The sequence below is a fragment of the Taklimakanibacter lacteus genome, from assembly GCA_003576695.1.
Lineage (GTDB): Bacteria > Pseudomonadota > Alphaproteobacteria > Rhizobiales > Aestuariivirgaceae > Taklimakanibacter > Taklimakanibacter lacteus.
In genome coordinates this window covers 129,464-148,967 of sequence record QOZQ01000001.1, presented here as the reverse complement: position 1 = coordinate 148,967, position 19,504 = coordinate 129,464, and the positions used below count along the sequence as shown (strand labels likewise).

Sequence of the window (19,504 nt, the reverse complement as noted above, 5' to 3'; positions counted from 1 at the left end):
TCGTTCATTTCGTGCTTCCGCCCTGCAGCCTGATGCGCGGATCGAGCACCGCCAGCGCCAGATCCGAAATGAGGACGCCGATTACCGTGAGGAAGGCGAGGAACATGAGGAAAGAGCCGGCGAGATACATGTCCTGGCTCTTCAGCGCCCGGATCAGCAACGGCCCGGTGGTCTCCAGCGACAGCACGATAGCGGTGATCTCGGCGCCCGAGATGATCGCCGGCAGGATCGAGCCGATATCGGAGATGAAGAAATTGAGCGCCATGCGCAGCGGGTATTTGACCAGCGCCTTGAACGGGTGCAGGCCCTTGGCGCGCGCCGTCACCACATATTGCTTCTGCAGCTCGTCGAGCAGATTGGCGCGCAGGCGCCGGATCATGCCCGCGGTCCCCGCCGTGCCGATGATCAGCACCGGAATCCACAAATGCGCCAGGATCGACTTGAACTTGTCCCAGCTCATCGGCTGATCCATGTATTGCAGATCCATGAGATGGCCGATCGAGGTTCCGAACCACACATTGGCGAGATACATGAACACCAGCGCCATCATGAAGTTGGGCACCGCGATGCCGAGCAGGCCCATGAAGGTCAGGCCGTAGTCTCCCCAGCTATACTGATGTGTCGCCGAATAGATCCCGATCGGAAAGGCGATCAGCCAGGTGAAGATGATGGTGGTGAAGGAAACGACGATGGTGAGCCACAGCCTGTCGCCGACGACATCCATGACCGGCAGCCGGTATTCGAAGGAATAGCCGAAATCGCCGGTCAGCATGCCGGCGACCCAGTGGAAATAGCGCACGAGTGGCGGCTTGTCGAAGCCGTATTCCTGGCGCAACTGCTCGATCTGCTCGGCATTGACGCTCTCGCCCTGCGCCTGCAGTTCCGCCACATAGCTTTCGAAATAATCGCCCGGCGGCAGCTCGATGATGGTGAAGACCAGCGCCGATATGATCATCAGCGTCGGCACCATCATGAGGATGCGCCAGATGATGTAGCGCAGCATGCTCAGGAGCCTCCCTTCTCGAACCAGAAGGTATCCATGCCGTAGACGCCGAAATAGCAGGTGGGATCGAAGCTGAAGAGCGCCTTGTCGGGCACGTTGCGCAGTTTCGAGGAGATGACGATGGGCTGCTGCGTGCCGTTCAGGATGCCGATGGAGAAGACCTGGCTGGTATAGAGCGCCAGCATCTTGTGCCAGATCTCCGCCCTGGCTGTCGTGTCGGCGGCCTTGTGCCACTGATTGTAGAGGTCGGAAAGCTCCTTGGCCTCCGGCAGATCGGCCTCCGTGCCCTTCTCGCCGGCCGATTCGACGAAAATGCCCCATTGCGGCCATTGCATCTGCTCGTGGCTGGTTGGCGCCAGGGCATGCGGATTCATGTCGGCGATCGGCACGCCATTGTCGAGGCCGGAGGACATCGTCATCATCGTGGTGCCGCCGATGACGCGGCTCCTCAGCACATCGGTCTGCGAGGTGCGGATCACGAGCTTCAGGCCCACCTTCTTCCAGTGATCGGTGATCAGCTGGAGCACGTCGGTCTCGACCTGGTCTTCGCCCGCCGTCTCGACGATGATCTCGGCGCGCCGGCCGTCGGAAAGCAGCCGCACGCCGCTCCCATCGCGCTTGTCGAGACCCATTTCGTCGAGCAGCGCATCGGCCTGGGCTGGGTCGAAATTGGTGTATGCGTTCGCATACTCGTCCTTATAGAGCGCGCTTGCCGGCAGCACGGTGTCGGCGCTCGGCCGGCCGAGCCCGAAGAACTTGGCTTGGTTGATCTCGTTGCGGTCGATGGCCAGCGACAACGCCCGGCGAAAACGCGCGTCGCGCAATGTCTTGCTCCAGACCGGGTCCTCGAAGTTCAGGTTGGGGAAGAGGGCAATGCGCGATCCGCGCCCGCTTTCCCACAGCTTGACCTTGATCGGATGCGTCGCCTCCGCTTCCTTCAGGAACGTATAATCGGCGAAGCCGATGTTCTGGGCCTGGAGATCGGCCTCGCCGGCGCCGGTCTTGGCCGGAATCAGCGACGAGGAGCTGACATTGAGGACGAAGCGATCGATATAGGGCAGCTGGCGGCCGTCCTGGTCGACGCGATGGAAATAGGGATTGCGCTCGAAGACGAACTGCTCGGAAGGCGGCTTGGTCGTGTTGCGCCACGGATCGAGCACCGGCAGGTCGGGATTCTCCGGCCGGTATTGCCGCGCCTTGTTGATGTGGAGCCCCGTCCATTTCTTTTCGCTATTTGCCTTGATCAGTTCGTCGAGCTTCTCCTCGGTCTGGTACTTCTTGTGAAACTGCTTCAGGTAATGCGCCGGCATGAGCAGGCCGAGCGCCTGCGGGGCGGCGATCTGCGGCAGGAAATCGGGATTGGGCGCTTCCCAGGTGTAGCGCACCGTCTGGTCGTCGATGATCTCGAATACCGGCGCCTTGCCGTTGACGAGCAGATAGGGCGAAGTGACCTTGCTCAACTCTTCGTTGAACGCCACGTCCTCGAGCGCGTAACGGAAGTCTTCTGTCGTGACCGGCTCGCCATCCGACCATTTGAGACCGGGCCGCAGATGGAAAGTGAAGATACGGCCTTCCTGGACCTCGTAGGATTGCAGGAGATCCGGCTGAAGCTGCAGCTTGTCGTCATAGCGGAGCAGCCGCGTATAGCCATAGACGGTCATGAGGCTGATATTGCGCTGGCCGCCGATGAGGATGCGCGCCGTGCCGCCATATTGGCCGACGGACTTGCCCTCGCCCGCGATCGTCACTTTCAGGGGCTCCTTGGGCAGGCGCTGCTCGACGGGCGGCATCTCGCCCTTCGTCACCTTGTCCTTGAAGTAGTCCGGCTCGACATAGCCCGCCGCTGCCGGCATGGCACACAGGATGGCGAGCACGAGGCTGTAGATAAACCGCAGAATCATTGACCTAACTCCCGAGATGGTTGGTCGCGCTGGGCAAGGATCCAGTGTGAGCCGCCGAGATCGCGATAATCGAGGCCATCGCCTTCGTCGCGAAACTCCTTGTCCCAGGCACTGTCGTCGGAGGCACCGCCGAGCTTGAGCGTCTTGAAGTCGAGCGGACGTCCGAGATCGGGATAGGGCACGGCGGCAAGCAAGGCACGCGTATAGGGGTGCACCGGATTGCGGAACAGGGTCTCGCGCGGCGCCACCTCGACGATGCGCCCCCGGCACATCACCGCGATCCGGTCCGCCATGTAGTCGACGACCGCCAGGTTGTGCGAGATGAACAGATAGGTGAGGCCGAGCTCCTTCTGCAGGTCCTTGAGCAGATTGAGGATCTGGGCCTGCACCGAGACATCGAGCGCCGAGACCGGCTCGTCGCAGATGAGGAGATTGGGGCCAAGCGCCAGCGAGCGGGCGATGCCGATGCGTTGGCGCTGGCCGCCGGAGAAGCTGTGCGGATAGCGCGACAGGAAGCGTGGATCGAGGCCGACCGCCTGCATGAGCCGTTCCACCGTCTCCTTGCGCTCGGCCGGGGTGCCGATATTGTGGATCTCGAGCGGTTCGCACAGGATGTTCTGCACCGTCATGCGCGGGGAGAGCGAGCTGAACGGGTCCTGAAACACCATCTGGATGCGCCGCCGCACCGCCTTGAGCTTTTCGCCCTCGGCCTTGAGGAGATCGACTTCGCCCTCGCCGCAATCGAAGGTGACCGAGCCTTTATCCGCGCTGACCGCGCGCATGATGATCTTGCTGACCGTCGTCTTGCCGCAACCCGACTCGCCGACCAGCCCGAAGCACTCGCCCTGCTTGATGTCGAAGCTGACATTGTCGACGGCGCGTATCTCGCTCGAATCGCTCTTGCCGAACCAGCCGGACTGGCGGGTCGCGAAGGACTTGCCGATATTGCGCACATTGAGAAGGATGCCGCCGGTCTTGCGGTTGCGCTCGGAGCTTGAGCCCAGCAGCGATCCGGCATGGACCGGCACTTCGCGCAGCGCCTTCAGCCGCTCGCCGGGCTTCATGTCGAAATGCGGCACCGCCGCGAGCAGCGCCTTGAGATAGGGATGCTGAGGCCTGTCGAATATGTCGGTGACGGTTCCCGCCTCCATGATCTCGCCGCGATAGATGACGACGACCTCATCGGCGATATTGGCGACGATGCCGAGATCATGGGTGATGATCAGGATCGCCATATTGAGCTTCTGCTGCAGCTCTTTCAGGAGCTGCAGGATCTGGGCCTGGATGGTGACGTCGAGCGCGGTCGTCGGCTCATCGGCGATGAGCAGCGCCGGCCGGCAGATGAGCGCCATGGCGATCATGGCGCGCTGGCGCAGGCCGCCGGACAATTCGAACGGATACATGCCATAGGCGCGCTTGGGATCGGGAAAGCCGACCAGCTTCAGCATTTCCTCGGTCTTGGCGCGCACTTCCGTGTCGCTGGCGGTGAAATGGATGCGATAGGCCTCGCCCACCTGGTCGCCGATCGTGTGGAGCGGCGACAGCGAGGTCATCGGCTCCTGGAAGATCATCGAGATGCGGCCGCCGCGGATATGGCGGTATTTGTCGCCGTCGACATCGAGCGAGGCGAGATCCGTGGTTTTCTTCTTGACCGGATCGGCGAACAGGATCTTGCCATGCTTGACCCGGCCGGGCCTGGGCAGGATGCCCATGATCGTCTGCGCGATCACCGACTTGCCCGAGCCTGATTCGCCGACGAGCGCCGTCACTTTCCCGGGCAGGACCCGGAAACTCGCCCCTTTGACCGCATCAAAATCCCAGGCATGCAGCGCAAAGCCGATGCCCAGATCCTCAATGCGGAGAATATCACTTGCCGCCGTCATTGCGGTCCGGACTTACGCCTTGCCAACATGGCCGACCCAACGCTTCCCCTTTTTGGGGAGCCTAGCCGTTTTTCAGCCTCTAGGGAAAGGGGCAAATCTGCGGCTTGGTAACATCTGCACAACGGAGGCTGCGGCGGAAGTCGTCATAATAGAGAGCCCAGACCCCGGGGCCCCCGGCCCGGTACGGCCCGAACTTGAAATACTGGTTCTCGCCCAGCCCCTTGTCATTGTGGCCGATGCGGCCTTTGACGGTGACGATCCATTTGTCGTTGGCGAATATCTCTATATGGCCGGTGCCCTCGGGACCGGGTTTCGAATAGACGGCAAAATCGATCCAGCCGCTGTCCGCCGCCGGCAGCTTATTGCCGTGATCGGTGACGGTGATCTTGTCGGTGCAGGCGGTGAACTCGTCCCCGTTCTCAGGCCCGAAATTCTTGTCGAAGGCGACCAGTGCCCGCGTCTGGTTGGTGTCGGGGCGAAGCCAGACCGCCGTTTCGCCCGGGGCGCAAATAGCTCTCTTGCCCTTCTCGATCTCCTTGCCCGGCACCAGGTTGGTTTCGACCGTGATGAAGAACTTGCCTTCATTGTAGCGGAAGGCCAGGAACGGGCTGAAATCGCCGTTGGCGCCGGCCTCGATCTCGCGCTTCCACTGGGCGACCAGGTAGCGGTGGTCATCCTGGGGCAAGGGTTCGGCGAATTTGACCGCGAAGCCGTACCAGACCCCGGTGTCGTAAGGAACTCTGAGCTTGCTGCGCTCCCAGATTTCCGCCCGCTCGCTGCACAAAGGTTGGCTCACCGGGCACAGCGGCTTCACCGACAACCGTAAGGCGCGCTTGCCGCGATGCACCACCTCGTCCTGGAACTCGAAGGTGCCGGCGCTCTGCTCGAAATTCTTCTTGTAATAGAGCCCGCCCTCGGGGGCGAAATCCGCGCCCTCGAAACCGTCGACGAGCTTGTCCTGATAGGTGAGCTTCGCGCCGGCCGCCGCCGGCTGCGCACCGAGAGCCAGGAGGCCCGCCAGGACGAGGCCCGTTGCCGCGAAACGTCGCATCAGCTCGCCTTGCGCCGGGTGAGATATTTGTCGCGATGCAGCAGGATGAGCTGCTCGGCGTCGGTGAGATCGCGCGCCTTGCTGGCCGGCACATAGTCGGTGACCGTGCCCTTGCCCTCGATGGGCGCATGGACCTTCATGTCGTATTCGGTGCCCCGCAAAGTCTCGATCCCCAGCATCTTCCAGTTGCCGCCGCTATAAAGGGCAAATTCGTCGCTGGCAATGATCGGCGTCTTGTATTTCTTCGACAGGCTCTCGAGCCGCTGGACCTCGTTCACCGCCTGGCCGAAGGCCGAGAAGGTGAGCCTGTCCTTCAGGCCGACATTGCCGAACATGACATTGCCGACATGCAGCCCCAGCCCATAGCCGATTTCCGGCAGGTTCTCGCTCCGGCGCTGCTCATTGAGCTGTGTCATGCGCGCCACCGCATTATGGGCGGCGGCCAGCGCCTGCCGGCAGGCGATCTCCGAAGGCCCGCGATGCCGGGCGCAAGGGATGACCGCCAGGAAACCGTCGCCGAGGAAGCTCAGTATCTCCGCCCCGCCTTCGCCGAAGGGCGTGGCGATCGCATCGAAGAACTGGTTGAGCGTGTCGATGAAGACCTGCCGGCCGGCCTGCTCGGCGATCGCCGTCGAGCCGCGCATGTCGGCTATGATGAGGGCGGCGCGGATCGTCTCGCCGTCGCCGCGCTGGATCTGGCCCGACAGCACGCGCTTGCCCGCGCCGTTGCCGAGATAGGTGGTCAGCATGTTGCCGGCGAGCTGGCTCAGCACCGCGACGCGTGTCGCCACCGCGAGCCGGCTCTGGATGCGCAGCAGCGCCGCGATGTCGCTTTCATTGAAGCCGCCCGGCCGGTCGGTCGACCAGGAGCCGAGGATGCCCTGCGTCCATTCCTCATCGAAGCCCGACACGAAAGCGAGATAGTCGGTGATGCCTTCCTTCCTGAGGTCTTCGAAGATCGGAAATTCCGGCTGCGCGTCGACATCGATGCGCCGGCGCATATGCTCGAGTCCGTGGCTCAGGAGATGGAAATAAGGACTCTTGAGGAACATATCGTTCTTTTCCTGGCCGGGCTCGACATGGCGGTAGCCTTCGACCTTGAGGCCTTCGCCGCGACGCCAGGTGAAGCCCATGGCGCGATAGAGCGGATGCAGCATGGACAGCGAGACATGGATGCGTTTCACGGGAATGCCGGTCGCGGCCAGTCTTTCGCAGCAGCCGCGCACCACGGTCTCGAGATCGGTGTTTCTGAGCGATGCCTGCTTCAGCCAGTCCGACACTTTGTCGATGAGGATTTCCGATGTCTCATACTGGGCGGCCGTCATGCAGTGCTCCGTTGCCTTCCTCCCAAAGTCACCCGGACCCGCACCCGGCTTGCCCGACCATGGCGAAAGAAGCGCTCAAATAACATTATGAAGCCTTGTCCCGCTCGGCAGGGCCCGATTCGGACGGCAAAGGCTTTCGGCCACCTAATGTGTGATCCGGACCGCGACATTGCAACGGGGGCGTCCGGTTAAGGAAAAGAATATCAGCCCCGCGGGGGCTGCGCGTCAGGCCGACCCCACTGATGAGGTAAGTAACCAAACTGGAAAATTTGCCCACAGCGGCAACCCGTTCGAGCTCGCGATAGAGCCGTGCCAGCCGCAAGGTGGCCAGCAGCGTCCTGCCGCGACGGAATGGCGCCAAGCCGGCGAGGCTCTTCTCGTACAAGGCGGGATGGACGGCGAGCTGCACGCCCCGCACCTGCGCCCGATCCAGCGCCCTGAGCTCATCGGCGATCTTGTACTCATAGCCTTCGATGTCGATCTTGACGAAGACCGGACCGGGACCTGCCTTTTTCAGGAGCTCCCCCATCGAGCAGCCAGGCACCTCGACCGAGCACCCTTTGTTGCCGATGTCGAGGGCACTCGTTTCCGAGCTGCCGAAATCATCGACCGCATTGAGAGTCAGGCAGGACTTGGGCGACAGCGCGCATTCGGTGAGCGACACATTGGGATAGCGCGGCAGGAGCGCCTTGAGGACGGCGTGGCATTTGGGATCGGGCTCGACCACGATCACCCGCCTGGCCCGCCGGCTGGCCCAGAAGGGCGTGACCCCGATCCAGCCCCCGATGTCGATATAAGTAATGTCGGGCGAAAGCTGGTCGCTCAGCGTACGGAAGGTTTTGGGCTCCCATACGCCGCTTGTGAGCTTGCCGTAGAATTTCCGGTACTCCGGAAGGTCGGCCAGGGTCACCGTCTCGCCATGATAGGTGATGTCGAGGACATTCATGGGCGTTATCTGCGCCAACTCAGGCCTAACTTCAATGCAGATGACGTAAAGGTGAGGTCAGGCCGATTATGGCTGAAAGGCCTCCCACTTGCCCTGGCGCCGGACGATCGGCTCCGATGAAATGGCATAGGGCAATTTTTCGATCAGATCGCGGGCGGCCTTTTGGGTGGCCGCCAATCCGGCACTTTCCTCGCTTCCTGTCACCAGCATGAGATCGCGGGTCAGGACAAACACGACGAGATCGCCGCGAAACCGAAATCTGTCGGGATTCCAGAACTGGTCGAAGAGGAGAACCGACGTCATGTAGGGATCATTGGCCGATATGACGACCATCTCGGGATAGGTCTCAAGAAGCGGCTCCACCATGATGCGGCGAAGATTTTCGATCGCGACCGATTCGAAATCGGACCGTGTCAATCCGGTCTCCTCGATCATCCGGCTGTCGGCATATCTTATTGTGTCCGGCGCATCGAAGGCATAGTAAACAGCGATATCGCCCGCCAGCCGGTGCATTGGAAACTCCTGATCGGCGCGTTTGGTCTTGTTGATTTCATCCAGATAACTTTGATGACGGATGACGGCCACGAGTTGTTCACGCTTGGCGAATGACGCTTTGTCCGGGGCGCTGGCGGAGACGCGCGCATGTTCGTTGAGGATATCCTCGAGTCTCCAGGGCTCATCCAGATATTTCTTGAACGCATTGTCGAGGTTGCCCTTGAACAAGAGAGCCTCGTATTCGGCACCCCTTTTAATCTCTACTTCCAGAGCCTGCTTGATGGTCACCCTTGCATCCGGGAAGAGTTTCTCGACCCGCGCGGCAAAAGACTGTGTGAACTCCTGCGCGCTCATGCGCTCGTCGGCCTGCGCAAGCCCGGCACTCGCCAGAAAGACTGTGAGGAGTGCCAAAACAGTCCCCACCAAGCTCCGCCCCCCGATCATGTCACACGTCCTTCGCCATCTCTCTCAGCTTGAATTTCTGGATCTTGCCGGTCGAGGTCTTGGGCAATTCGGCAAAGACCACGTGCTTGGGCACCTTGAAGCGCGCCAGGCCCTGCCGGCACCACTGGGTGATCTCATCCGCCGTGACGCTCTGGCCGGGCTTCAGCTCGACGAAGGCGCAAGGGCTTTCGCCCCATTTCTCATCCGCCTTGGCGACGACGGCGGCCGCCTGCACCGCCGGATGCTTGTAGAGCACTTCCTCGACCTCGATCGAGGAAATGTTCTCGCCGCCCGAGATGATGATGTCCTTGGAGCGGTCCTTGAGCTGGATATAGCCATCGGGATAGAGCACCGCGAGGTCGCCCGAATGGAACCAGCCGCCCTTGAACGCCTCTTCGCTCGCCTGCCGGTTCTTCAGATATCCCTTCATCACGATATTGCCGCGGAACATGACCTCGCCCAGCGTCTCGCCATCGGCCGGAACGCGCTCCATGGTTTCGGGGTTCATGACGGTCAGTGTCTCGAGCGGGATGTAATTGACGCCCTGGCGCGCCTTCTTCGCCGCCCGGGCCGCCGGGTTGAGCGAATCCCAGCTCTCGTCCCAGTCGTTCACCACCGCCGGCCCATAGGTTTCGGTGAGGCCATAGACATGGGTGACATTGAAGCCCGCTTCCGCCATGCGCGCCAGCACCACTTCCGGCGGCGGCGCGGCGGCGGTGGTGAACTCGACGACATGCGGAAGCTTCGTCTTCTCTTCGTCAGGCGCATTGAGGATCGTCGTCATCACGATCGGCGCGCCGCACAGATGCGTGACCTTGTGCTCGGCCAGGGCCTGCCAGATCGCCTTCGCCCGGACCGCGCGCAGACAGACATGCGTGCCGCCCATGACCGACATCGACCAGGGATAGCCCCAGCCGTTGCAATGGAACATCGGCAGCGTCCACAGATAGACCGGATGCTTGGCCATCTGCTGGGTCAGCACATTGCCCTGCGCGATCAGATAGGCGCCGCGGTGATGGCAGACGACACCTTTGGGATTGCCGGTGGTGCCCGATGTGTAGTTGAGCGAGATCGCGTCCCACTCGTCCTCGGGCATCAGCCAGGCGAAGTCGGGATCGCCATTGGCGATGAAGCTTTCATAGTCCAGCGAGCCGAGGCGCTGGCCCTCGGGCACGAATTCCCGGTCGACATAGTCGACGACGATCGGTTTGCGGCCCTTCATCAGGCCGAGCGCTTCCTTCAGGAGGCCGGAGAATTCGCTGTCGATGAGGACGAGGCGGGTCTCGGCATGATCGAGCGAGAAGGCGATCACGGCGGCATCGAGCCTGGTATTGAGCGTGTTGAGGACGGCGCCGGTCATGGGGACACCGTAATGCGCCTCGAGCATGGGAGGCGTATTGGCCAGCAGCGCCGAGACCGTGTCACCGCGCCTGATGCCGGCCTTGGCGAGCGCCGAGGCGAGCCTGCGGCAGCGCGCATAGAACTCGCCATAGGTGAAGCGCTGCCGGCCATGGATGATGGCGGTATGGTCCCTGTAGACCGCGCCGGCGCGGGCCAGAAAAGACAGCGGCGTCAAAGGCTGGTAGTTGGCCGGGGTCTTGGGCAGGTCGCGGTCATAGATGGAAGTGCTCATGCGGCAGGTCTTATTACATCCTGTTCCCGCGCGGAAGCTGCCAGCCTCTAGAAACCGACCTCCGGCTTGCGGAATTCGCGCTCCCAGTTCTCGCCGACCGCGGCGACGCAGGAAAGGCCTTGCGGCGTGGTGAGGATAATCGTCCAGCTGCGGCCTTCGGAGACGAAGACCTCGAGCAGCAGGCCTTGCGCCGTCACCCCATTGGCCTCGGGCGCCTCCTCGTAGCGCTCGACGAGCTGGGTGATGATCTCCTCGCGCGGCGCGCAGGGAAGCTGCGCCTGGGCGATCATGGGAAAGAGGATCGTGAGAGCGGCGGCGAATCCGCTCAAGCCATGCCGTCTGTGGAAGCGGGCCATGTGAGCCACTCTGCTGAGCGCCTCTTGTCCGGCAAAAAATCTGGAGAGGACGACCAAGGCGCCCGGGTAAGAAAACGGTTTGTGCCGGAGCCTTGCTCCGGCCAGGGACTTCACCGTTCCCACTTATTATGTGGTGTGGGCAAGGTCCGCCAACAAGGGCTGGCCCAAAGCATGATCCGGAAAAGTGGATGCCGGTTTTCCGGAAAAATCATGTGCAAACAAAAAGCCAAAGCATGATCCGGAAAAGTGGATGCCGAAGCCATCACGCTTCAGGTCGTCGCCGGCCTGGGAACGGACAGCGGCTTGGGCGGCGACGGCTGGCGCCCGTCGAGGATGAAGGCAAGAAGTCCCATCAGCGCGAGGCCTGTCGTAATGATGATCGAATCATGCGCGAAACTGCCGCCCCATTCATGGCGGACCACCGCGCCGGTCATCGACAAGAGCGAGCCGAGGCAGAAGACAGGCAGAGAATGCCGCCCCATGGCGGTGAGGAAATGCGTCTTCGGGATGCGGTGCATGAGACGGCCGAGCGGCGACATCATCACCACATAGCCCAGCGCCAGCACATGCAGGAGGCGTGGCCAGGCGACGAAGCCTTTCTCGAAACCCCATAGGGTGCCCGGCAGCTTGATGCCGGAGAAATGGATCAGCCAGTCGAACGGCACCCACCAATAGGCGAGCAGCAGATAGGCGACGCATGCCGCATAGAGCACGCGCGAGAACGGCATGGGTTTCGCCTCGCGCTGGCGCTGGCCGAGGATGAAGCCGATGACGAACAGAAGCTGCCAGGCCAGGGGATTGAAGAACCAGCCGCCGGGCAAGGGATAGTTCGGCACATCGAGCGCGAAGAGCGCGGTTGCGAACCACAGGGTCACCGACACCGCGAGCAGCAGCGACAGGTTCAAGCGGGCGAGCACCATGATGGCGGGCAGCATCAGGAGCAGCGCCATATACATCGGCAGGATATTGAAATAGCCGAGCTGATGGCCGAGCGTTATGAGTCCGATGAAGCCGCGCACCGGATCGTCCATCAGGGGCTTGATGTCCATGTAGACGATCGTGTCGTCGAGATATCCGGGATGCGTGAAATAGAGCGAGGCGGCGCAGAACAGCGCCACCGCCGCAACCGTCGTCACCACATGGCTGACATAGAGGACACCGGCCCGCCGCCAGGCCTTGCTCATCGCGTCCCAGATCTCGCCGCGCTCGAAACGGGCGAAATAGGCATAGGCCGAGGCGAAGCCCGCCAGCATGACGAAGACTTCCGCCGCATCCGAGAAGCCGAAATTCTTGGGCGTCCACGTTTCGTAGAAATTGCCGGGCACGTGATTGATGAAGATGATGGCGAGCGCCAGCCCGCGCAGGAAATCGACGCGATGGTCACGGCGGGAAGGGGCGGGTGCGGACGTCATGTCGGTGTGCATGCGGGAACGGGGTGGCTGGATCAAGGCGCCAAACTGCGCATTTCGTCACGGGTCCGGAGGTAAAATTTGTCTCTCAGTCCGGCTTGAAGGTTCGCGCCCTGGCTTCGCCCTCCTCCTGGGTCGCCATGGGCAGGCGGGCGACGAATTCGTCGAGCCAGGCATCGCTGCGCCCGCCGGCCTTGGCGAGAATATGCCATTTCATCGCCTCCGCCGGATCGACGTCGAAGGCTTTGCCGGTCGCATAAAGCCTGGCGACGCGATTCTGCGCCACCGGGTTGCCGCGCCGGGCGGAAACGAGGAGCCACTGGGCGCCGACCTTCTCGTCCTTTTTGACGCCGTCGCCGCGGAATACCATGATGCCGTAGTCGAGCGCCGCGTCACGGTGACCCTGGACTGCCGCCTTGGCGAACCATTCACCGGCCATGACCTTGCTGGCATCGACACCTCTGCCCTCGGCATAGAGAACGCCGAGATTGTACTGCGAATCCGCGTAACCCTGCGCCGCCGCCTTGCGGAACCATTCGGCGGCATCGGTCCAGTCCGGCGGCGCTTCTGCCGCCGCCAGGAGGCCGAGCCGGTGCTGGGCCTCGGGCTTGCCCTGCCCGGCCGCCTTCAGCATCCAGTAACGCCCGCGGACCGTGTCCGGTTCCCCGAGCGCGCCATTGAGATAGATTTCGCCCAGCGAATATTGCGCGCCGAGATTGTTCTTCTCGGCGGCATCGGCATACCAGTCGACAGCCTTGTTGAGATCGGCGGTGACGCCGAGGCCCTTCTGGTAGAGGACGCCAAGCATGGCCATGGCGCGGATATCGCCCCTTTTCGCCGCCGCCTCGGCGACGGTGAAGGCGCCCTTGTAGTCCTTGTCCTCATACAGGGAGACAGCTTCCTCATAGGAGCTTTGCGCAAGCGCCGGGCCGGCGAGAGCCAGGCAAAGGAGGACGGCCAGTCTGATTTTCATGGCGCCTGTTCCGACATCGCCTGCATCAGGTCGGTGACGATGCGCCGGGCCTCTTCGGGCGATGTCCAGATCGAATCCGGCGGACGGATGAAATCCGGCTGTTGCGTCAATAATGCGGCAACCTGCTCCGGCCCGACCGGATCGGCGGCAATGCAGGGCACCTCGAACAGGCCCGACCACCAGGCGATGATCGGCTCGTCATGCGGCTTGAGCCTGGCCTGGTGGAAGGCGACATAATCCGCACCGGCTTCCGCGAGATCCATCGCGGTGTGCCGCGACACACCGCACAGCGCGCCTATGATCTTGTCCGGTCCGAGCAAGCTGCGCGCATGATCGTAGTCGGCGCGGGTTGCGATTTCGATGCCGTCGCACTGGCGGGCATGTTTCTCGTCGCCGCTGAGCAGCGCCACATTGAGCTTCACCGCAAGCGGCTGCAAGGCCGCGATGAGATCGCCAGGCGCCAGCACGCTCGCCACATCGCCCGCGGCGCAGGCCGCCGTGAAGCAGCGGATCGCATGCTGGCTGGTCGTTTCCGGCACGACAAGATGAAGACGGGGCGGCGCCATGAGTGATTCTAAGGCCTCCTCGCTCTGTTGAACCAGAGATGGGAACGGAAGGCAAATATGCCACCCCTCCCGCCATGACGAGCTTGCAGGACGAGGGTTAAGCTCGAAACGGATCTTCCACCCGGGGCCAGATCCGGCGCGTGAGCTTGCGATAATTCGTCTCGCGCGGATTATTGGGATAAGTGGCCCCGGCCGCGACATAGATGATCTCGGCTGCGATCGGCGCGAAGCCGGCATGGAAGTGGTTGGTCGACTTCACCACCAGCAGCGACTGGCCCGCGACATCGATGCCCATATTGGTGAATATGTCGGGCTCGAAGGTCTGCGTGCGGTTGGTGTTGAGAATGACGTCGATCTCGCTGCCGGCAAGGCGCACCACCGCCGCAGGCCCGAGCGTGACCCGGCTGCCGCCGAAGCTCTGCCAGCCTTCCCGGGCCACTTTGCGGACGGTGACGCGGGCATCGACCGGCTCGCCGCCGAGAGGCCCCGATTTGCCGCCGATGCGCATATCGATCTGCGCCCCCTCGCCCGCCCCATGCGCGAAAGTCACCGCGATCGGATCCCAGATGGTCGCCAGCGCCGCCCTCTTGATATTGCGCTCGATCATGCGGCGCAGCAGCAGCGTGCCGTCTCCCGCCACTCCGCCGCCTGGATTGTCCCACATGTCGGCGATGACCGCGGGTCGTCCGGGCCGTGCCGCCTTGAGCGCGCGGTCGAGCCCTTCATCGATGCCCGTCGTCGGCATCATGGTCGTGCCGCGCAGGGCGAAGATCTCGCGCCCGAGCTTTTCGGCAAGCCGGTCGCCGCGGGCCTTGTCGCCGTCGCTCACCACCAGCATGCGGCTGCCCATCTCGGGCACATCCGCCGCCATGAAGCCATGGATGAAGGAGACCGACAGGATGCCGTCCTTGCCGTGCAGCGCCTTCAGCCGGTCGACGAAGGAGCGCATCGGCTCGCGGCTGGTCGGATAGACATCGATCATGCGGCAATCGAAAGTCGATATGAGCGGCCTGATCTCGCCGGCTATGGCCCTGAGCGCCATGTCCACGACATGCTCTCCCCGTTCGTAGAAGTCCGTATGAGGGAATTCGAGAAAGGCGGCGAGAATGTCGGCATTGGCGACGCGCTTCGGCGTCAGGTGGCTGTGCGGATCGAGCTCGGCGGCGATGACGGCTTTCGGTCCCACCAGCGCGCGCACCCGTTCGAGGAGATCGCCTTCGCAATCGTCATAGCCTTGAGCCACCATGGCGCCATGCAGCCCGAGCACGACGCCATCGACCGGCAGCGCCTGTTCGAGCTCGCTCAGTATGGCATCGCGCAATCCCTCATAGGCCTGCCGGTTGAGAAGCCCGCCGGGTTCTGCCCAGGCTGCCGTGCCTTCGATGATCTCGAGCCTCTTGTCGCTGCGCGCCCTCCGGCGCAAGGCCAGCATGGGCGATGAGCACAAGGTCGGCGTTTCCGGATGCTGTCCGGGCGGCGCATGGAACGCCATCTCGAAGCTCGCCCGGTCGGTCGGCACGGGCGAGAAGGTATTGGTCTCGGTGGCGAGCGAGGCCGTGAAGATACGCATGCGATCAGCGTTTCGGCGAATAGGCGATCGCTTCGATCTCGACCTTGACATCGATCATCAGCCGGCTCTCCGCCGTCGAGCGGGCCGGCGGCTCCTTGGGAAAATAGCTGCCATAGACCTGGTTGAAGGCGGCGAAATCGCGTGCATCCTGCAGCCAGGCGGTGATCTTGACGACCTCGTCCAGCGTGGCGCCGGCCAGCACCAGCGCCGCTTTGACATTCTCCAGCACCTGGCGCGTCTGCGCCTTGATGTCGCCGGCGACGACATTGCCTTGCGCATCGACCGGGACCTGGCCTGACACATAGATGAAATCACCGGCCCTGACGGCCGGCGAGAGAGGCACATGGGACGTGCCGAAAACCTGCTTCTTCATGCGAATGCTCCTGTTTGACCGACGCGCCAGGATCTGGCGGAAAGAGGAAGGATCAGCCGGCGAGGATAGAGCATGGCGGCAAGAAGAGCGAAGTGGTTTTCCGGTGTCGCGATGCAAAAAGCGGAAAACTCGCGCACTGCATTTCCATTCCGCTGGAATGTCCGGTGCAGCGGAACTCGATCGGCGTTGGAACACGCGCCTACTTGGCGAGGATGCCGTTGATCTGCTCGGCTGTCGCTTTCAGCACCGCGTCGGGATCGGCGCCGAGATAGATCTTCTGCAGCGCGGTGACCGTCGTCTCCGCCACTTCGTCCCAGCGCGCGATGAGCGGTGTGAAATGGGCCGAAGGCATGAGCTCGATGAAGGCCTTGCGATCGGCGTTGTTCACATTGTAGTCGAGCTGCGCCTCTTCCTTGATCACCGGCAGGAAGCCTTCATCCTGGTTGAACTTGGCGCGCATGCCGGTGGTGAAGAGATAGTCGAGGAACTTCCAGGCTTCCTCCTTGGCCTCGGAGTTCTTGAACATGATGATCGAGTCGGTCACGCCATAGGTGCCTCTGGCGCCCGTGGGGCCTGCCGGAATCGGGGCGATGCCGTAGCCGACATCGGGCGCTTCCCTGCTCATTGCGTCTGCCAGCGCCGGACCTGACATCATCATGCCGATCCGGCCCTGCTTGAACAGCTTCTCGACATCCTCGCGCGCATAGCCGGTGACGCCGGGCTGGGTGGCGCCTTTGGTGATCAGCTCGGCATAGATCTTCGCCGCGGCGGCAGCGCCGTCGCTCGACAGCGCCGACTTGCCGTTCTCGTCGAGGACTTCGACGCCCTGCGACCACATCGCGTAATAATAATAGATGTCGGCCTCGCTGCCCTTGCCCTGCAGGCCATAGCCATAGATCTCGGCCCCCGGCGCCGATATCTTCTGCGCCGCGGCCTTGAGTTCGTCCCAGGTCTTCGGCGCCTCGGCGATGCCGGCCTTGGCGAAAAGCTCCTTGTTGTAGAACAGGGCGCGCGCCGAAGCGGCGATCGGCAGCCCATAGATCTTGCCGTCCATGGCCGCGGCCGACAGGAAGGGCTCGACGAACCGGCGTCTGAACTGGTCGTCGATGAAGCCGTCGAGCGGCTCGACCACATCCCGCTTCACGAAATCGACAAGCCAGAGCGTGCCGGCAACGGCGATGTCCGGATTGGTGCCGGCGGCGATGTCGGAGGCAAGCCTCTGCCCGAGCGTGTCCCAGGGCACCACCTCGATGCTTATGTCGGTGCCGGGATTGGCGGCCTCGAAGGCTTTTTCGGCCTCCGCGAAATAGGCCGCCGTCCTGATGCTGTAATCGGCGACGATGACCTTGACGGTGCCGGCGAAAGCAGGGCCTGACAGGGCAAGGAAACCGAGCCCGACCGCGAGGATGCCCCGCAAATACCGGCCCATTATATGTCCTCCCGGCTGGAACTCTTGATTTTGGCCCGCGCCTTTGAGCGGGTTGTCATCGCTCCCGACATGGTTTCTGCTACATACTGGGATGAGCGAGCGAAAACAAGCAGGTACAGGGAGCCAGCCGGTAACCATGACAGGACTTAAGGGCAAGAAGGTCATCATCACGGGGGCGGGCGGCGGCATCGGCTCGGCCCTTGTCGCGGCCTTCAAGGCTGAGGGCGCCGTCGTCATCGCCTGCGACAGGAACGCCAGGACAGATGAGCCGATCGCACCCGACCATCTCGAAGTGTTCGACCTGCTCAACCCGCGATCGATCAGCAAGGCGGTGGAAGACATCCTGTCCAGTTTCGGGGCGCCTGACTGCCTCATCAACAATGCCGGCTGGACCCGCGCCGAGCTGATGGAGGACGTGACGCCCGAGGTGATCGACCGCGAGTTGCAGCTCAATCTCAACGGCGTGATGCACTTTACCCAGGGTCTGCTTCCCGCCATGGTCGAGCGCAAGGTCGGCAGCATCGTCTTCATCAGCTCGGTGAATGCCATCCTGCATTTCGGCAATCCCGTCTATGCCGCGGCAAAGGCGGGCATTGAGGGCTTCTCGCGCGCCATTGCGGTCGAATATGGCGCGCATGGCATTCGCTCGAACAGCGTCTGCCCCGGCTCGACCCGCACCCATGCCTGGGATCACCGGCTTGAGGCCGAGCCGCAGCTCCTGCCGCGTGTCACCCGGCTCTATCCTTTGCAGCGTCTGGTCACGCCGGAGGAAGTCGCCAATGCCGTGCTCTTCCTCGCCTCCCCGCTCTCGAGCGGCATCACCGGTGTGAGCCTGCCGGTCGATGCCGGCGCTACGGCAGGTTTCCTGCCCTTCATCGACACGGTGCTCAAGGGCATCTGATCATATCCCCTCTCCCCCAGGGAGAGGGGATTCATCTACTGCACCATTCCGCGCGCATCGACCTTGACGGCGCCCAGCACGTCATTGCCGCGCACGAAAACCACGCGGTCGAAGAGATTGGTCACCGGGCAGACATGGTTGGGCGTGATCTGCACCAGATCGCCGACCTTGGGCTTTTGCGCGAGGCCCGAAATATCGAGGAAGCCGTGCTCCTCGCTCATATTGTAGATCTGCGCCTTGTCGAGCCCGGTCACGACGCCATAGCCCTTGAGGCCCAGGAGGTCGCTGGTCAGCGTTTTGCTGCCCGCATCGATGAGGGCGCGTTCATCGGTGGGCCGGCTCACCACCGTGGCGAGGACATGGAGAGCGCAATCATCGTATGAGCAGGTGCCGCGCTCGGCGAGCGAGCGGTCGAAATAGATGTAGGTCCCGGCGCGGTATTCGGTCGCGACTTCGAGCCCTTCCTTGCTCCACATATCGGGCGATCCGCCGGTCGAGACGACGGCGGTCTCGAGCCCGGCCTTGCCCGCCAGATCGCGCGCCTCGGTCAGGAAGGCTTTCGCCGCCAGGCGGGTTCCAGGCGCCGCGTAAGTCATGAGGCCGCCATAGGTGACGCCCCTGGTCTTGTCGACCACCCTGGCGAGGCCGGCGGCGGCTTCAGGCGACTGCACGCCGTTGCGCTTGCCGCCGGTATCGCACTCGACCAGCACGCTTATGTCGCGCCCGGCGGCGATGCCGGCCTGGCCCAGGCCTTCGATGACGGCCTCATTGTCGGCGACGACCGAGATGCCGGTACGCCTGGCGAGTTCGGCCAGGCGCCTGAGCTTGGGCGCTCCCACCACATTGAAGGTGAGCAGCATGTCGCTGATGCCGGCATCCGCCATGACTTCCGCCTCGCCGAGCTTCTGCACGGTGATGCCCTTGGCGCCGAGCGCCATCTGGTATTTGGCCAGCGCCGCCAGCTTGTGCGTCTTGATATGCGGGCGGTTGGCGATGCCGATCTCGTCGCAGCGCGCCTGCCAGCGCTTGAGATTGCGGTCCACCACATCGATGTCGATGACCGGAACCGGCGTCTCCAGCTCCTCGATCCTTTTGCCCACCGGCTCGAACCGGAAGAAGCTGGTAATGTCCTTGCTGCTCATCTTGCCCTCAAAAGCATGATCCGGAAAAGTGGGTACCGGTTTTCCGGAAAAATCATGCGCAAACAATATGTCTGGCGAAAGGGCTTAGAGCATTTCGGGAACGG

17 protein-coding genes are annotated in these 19,504 nt (G+C 62.8%); 1 reads left to right on the top strand and 16 read right to left on the bottom strand.

The window, feature by feature from the left end:
* Positions 1 to 4 precede the first annotated feature (4 nt).
* The 15 genes from DT068_RS00675 to DT068_RS00605 all read right to left on the bottom strand — a co-directional run bounded on the left by DT068_RS00675 (position 5) and on the right by DT068_RS00605 (position 17,357).
* Positions 5 to 1,003 carry an ABC transporter permease gene (locus DT068_RS00675; RefSeq protein WP_119387842.1) on the bottom strand — a complete coding sequence of 333 codons (999 nt, stop codon included), beginning with the start codon at positions 1,001 to 1,003 and terminating at the stop codon, positions 5 to 7.
* 2 nt (positions 1,004 to 1,005) lie between these two features.
* The gene (locus DT068_RS00670) at positions 1,006 to 2,904 is read right to left on the bottom strand and encodes an ABC transporter substrate-binding protein (RefSeq protein WP_119387841.1); all 1,899 of its coding nucleotides are present in this window, start codon (positions 2,902 to 2,904) and stop codon (positions 1,006 to 1,008) included.
* On the bottom strand, positions 2,901 to 4,787 hold the full coding sequence (locus DT068_RS00665) for an ABC transporter ATP-binding protein (RefSeq protein ID WP_119387840.1): 1,887 nt from the start codon (positions 4,785 to 4,787) through the stop codon (positions 2,901 to 2,903). The genes DT068_RS00670 and DT068_RS00665 overlap by 4 nt, the downstream gene beginning before the upstream one ends.
* A gap of 79 nt (positions 4,788 to 4,866) precedes the next feature.
* Positions 4,867 to 5,838, bottom strand: coding sequence for a polysaccharide lyase family 20 protein (locus DT068_RS00660; RefSeq protein WP_119387839.1), 972 nt, complete (start codon positions 5,836 to 5,838; stop codon positions 4,867 to 4,869).
* A complete protein-coding gene (locus DT068_RS00655) occupies positions 5,838 to 7,163 on the bottom strand; it encodes an adenylate/guanylate cyclase domain-containing protein (RefSeq protein ID WP_119387838.1) in 1,326 nt (441 codons plus the stop codon). Before DT068_RS00655 ends, DT068_RS00660 begins: the two co-directional genes overlap by 1 nt.
* Before the next feature lie 85 nt (positions 7,164 to 7,248).
* Entirely contained in the window at positions 7,249 to 8,109 is an 861-nt protein-coding gene (locus tag DT068_RS00650; RefSeq protein WP_119387837.1) for an FkbM family methyltransferase, read from the bottom strand.
* 66 nt (positions 8,110 to 8,175) lie between these two features.
* Positions 8,176 to 9,015, bottom strand: coding sequence for a DUF1444 family protein (locus DT068_RS00645; RefSeq protein ID WP_162913926.1), 840 nt, complete (start codon positions 9,013 to 9,015; stop codon positions 8,176 to 8,178).
* 34 nt (positions 9,016 to 9,049) lie between these two features.
* Positions 9,050 to 10,681: an acyl-CoA synthetase gene (locus DT068_RS00640; protein ID WP_119387835.1), complete on the bottom strand. Its 1,632-nt coding sequence runs from the start codon at positions 10,679 to 10,681 to the stop codon at positions 9,050 to 9,052.
* Positions 10,682 to 10,728: 47 nt separating this feature from the next.
* Positions 10,729 to 11,037: a hypothetical protein gene (locus tag DT068_RS00635; protein ID WP_119387834.1), complete on the bottom strand. Its 309-nt coding sequence runs from the start codon at positions 11,035 to 11,037 to the stop codon at positions 10,729 to 10,731.
* Between the two features lie 269 nt (positions 11,038 to 11,306).
* Positions 11,307 to 12,449 (bottom strand): OpgC family protein, encoded by a 1,143-nt coding sequence (locus DT068_RS00630; protein WP_162913925.1) that lies wholly within the window; start codon positions 12,447 to 12,449, stop codon positions 11,307 to 11,309.
* 85 nt (positions 12,450 to 12,534) lie between these two features.
* Positions 12,535 to 13,419 (bottom strand): tetratricopeptide repeat protein, encoded by an 885-nt coding sequence (locus tag DT068_RS00625; protein ID WP_119387832.1) that lies wholly within the window; start codon positions 13,417 to 13,419, stop codon positions 12,535 to 12,537.
* Positions 13,416 to 13,985 carry a beta/alpha barrel domain-containing protein gene (locus tag DT068_RS28255; protein WP_119387831.1) on the bottom strand — a complete coding sequence of 190 codons (570 nt, stop codon included), beginning with the start codon at positions 13,983 to 13,985 and terminating at the stop codon, positions 13,416 to 13,418. The genes DT068_RS00625 and DT068_RS28255 overlap by 4 nt, the downstream gene beginning before the upstream one ends.
* A 97-nt stretch (positions 13,986 to 14,082) precedes the next feature.
* On the bottom strand, positions 14,083 to 15,555 hold the full coding sequence (locus tag DT068_RS00615) for a M81 family metallopeptidase (protein ID WP_119387830.1): 1,473 nt from the start codon (positions 15,553 to 15,555) through the stop codon (positions 14,083 to 14,085).
* A gap of 4 nt (positions 15,556 to 15,559) precedes the next feature.
* A complete protein-coding gene (locus DT068_RS00610; protein ID WP_119387829.1) occupies positions 15,560 to 15,928 on the bottom strand; it encodes a RidA family protein in 369 nt (122 codons plus the stop codon).
* Positions 15,929 to 16,127: 199 nt separating this feature from the next.
* On the bottom strand, positions 16,128 to 17,357 hold the full coding sequence (locus DT068_RS00605; RefSeq protein ID WP_119387828.1) for an ABC transporter substrate-binding protein: 1,230 nt from the start codon (positions 17,355 to 17,357) through the stop codon (positions 16,128 to 16,130).
* A 136-nt stretch (positions 17,358 to 17,493) separates the two neighbouring features.
* Here DT068_RS00605 and DT068_RS00600 point away from each other — a divergent pair, with 136 nt between their 5' ends.
* Positions 17,494 to 18,258, top strand: coding sequence for an SDR family oxidoreductase (locus DT068_RS00600; protein WP_119387827.1), 765 nt, complete (start codon positions 17,494 to 17,496; stop codon positions 18,256 to 18,258).
* A gap of 35 nt (positions 18,259 to 18,293) precedes the next feature.
* Here DT068_RS00600 and DT068_RS00595 read toward each other — a convergent pair whose 3' ends face one another.
* Positions 18,294 to 19,400: an alanine racemase gene (locus tag DT068_RS00595; RefSeq protein ID WP_119387826.1), complete on the bottom strand. Its 1,107-nt coding sequence runs from the start codon at positions 19,398 to 19,400 to the stop codon at positions 18,294 to 18,296.
* Between the last annotated feature and the right edge of the window lie 104 nt (positions 19,401 to 19,504).

Excerpts from the sequence above, each read along its gene's own strand:
- DT068_RS00635 (WP_119387834.1), bottom strand. The coding sequence starts at position 11,037 with ATGGCCCGCTTCCACAGACGGCATGGCTTGAGCGGATTCGCCGCCGCT.
- DT068_RS00665 (WP_119387840.1), bottom strand. The coding sequence starts at position 4,787 with ATGACGGCGGCAAGTGATATTCTCCGCATTGAGGATCTGGGCATCGGC.
- DT068_RS00660 (WP_119387839.1), bottom strand. The coding sequence starts at position 5,838 with ATGCGACGTTTCGCGGCAACGGGCCTCGTCCTGGCGGGCCTCCTGGCT.
- DT068_RS00600 (WP_119387827.1), top strand. The coding sequence starts at position 17,494 with ATGACAGGACTTAAGGGCAAGAAGGTCATCATCACGGGGGCGGGCGGC.
- DT068_RS00640 (WP_119387835.1), bottom strand. The coding sequence starts at position 10,681 with ATGAGCACTTCCATCTATGACCGCGACCTGCCCAAGACCCCGGCCAAC.
- DT068_RS00625 (WP_119387832.1), bottom strand. The coding sequence starts at position 13,419 with ATGAAAATCAGACTGGCCGTCCTCCTTTGCCTGGCTCTCGCCGGCCCG.
- DT068_RS00595 (WP_119387826.1), bottom strand. The coding sequence starts at position 19,400 with ATGAGCAGCAAGGACATTACCAGCTTCTTCCGGTTCGAGCCGGTGGGC.
- DT068_RS00615 (WP_119387830.1), bottom strand. The coding sequence starts at position 15,555 with ATGCGTATCTTCACGGCCTCGCTCGCCACCGAGACCAATACCTTCTCG.
- DT068_RS00605 (WP_119387828.1), bottom strand. The coding sequence starts at position 17,357 with ATGGGCCGGTATTTGCGGGGCATCCTCGCGGTCGGGCTCGGTTTCCTT.
- DT068_RS00670 (WP_119387841.1), bottom strand. The coding sequence starts at position 2,904 with ATGATTCTGCGGTTTATCTACAGCCTCGTGCTCGCCATCCTGTGTGCC.
- DT068_RS00675 (WP_119387842.1), bottom strand. The coding sequence starts at position 1,003 with ATGCTGCGCTACATCATCTGGCGCATCCTCATGATGGTGCCGACGCTG.
- DT068_RS00650 (WP_119387837.1), bottom strand. The coding sequence starts at position 8,109 with ATGAATGTCCTCGACATCACCTATCATGGCGAGACGGTGACCCTGGCC.
- DT068_RS00610 (WP_119387829.1), bottom strand. The coding sequence starts at position 15,928 with ATGAAGAAGCAGGTTTTCGGCACGTCCCATGTGCCTCTCTCGCCGGCC.
- DT068_RS00655 (WP_119387838.1), bottom strand. The coding sequence starts at position 7,163 with ATGACGGCCGCCCAGTATGAGACATCGGAAATCCTCATCGACAAAGTG.
- DT068_RS28255 (WP_119387831.1), bottom strand. The coding sequence starts at position 13,985 with ATGGCGCCGCCCCGTCTTCATCTTGTCGTGCCGGAAACGACCAGCCAG.
- DT068_RS00630 (WP_162913925.1), bottom strand. The coding sequence starts at position 12,449 with ATGACGTCCGCACCCGCCCCTTCCCGCCGTGACCATCGCGTCGATTTC.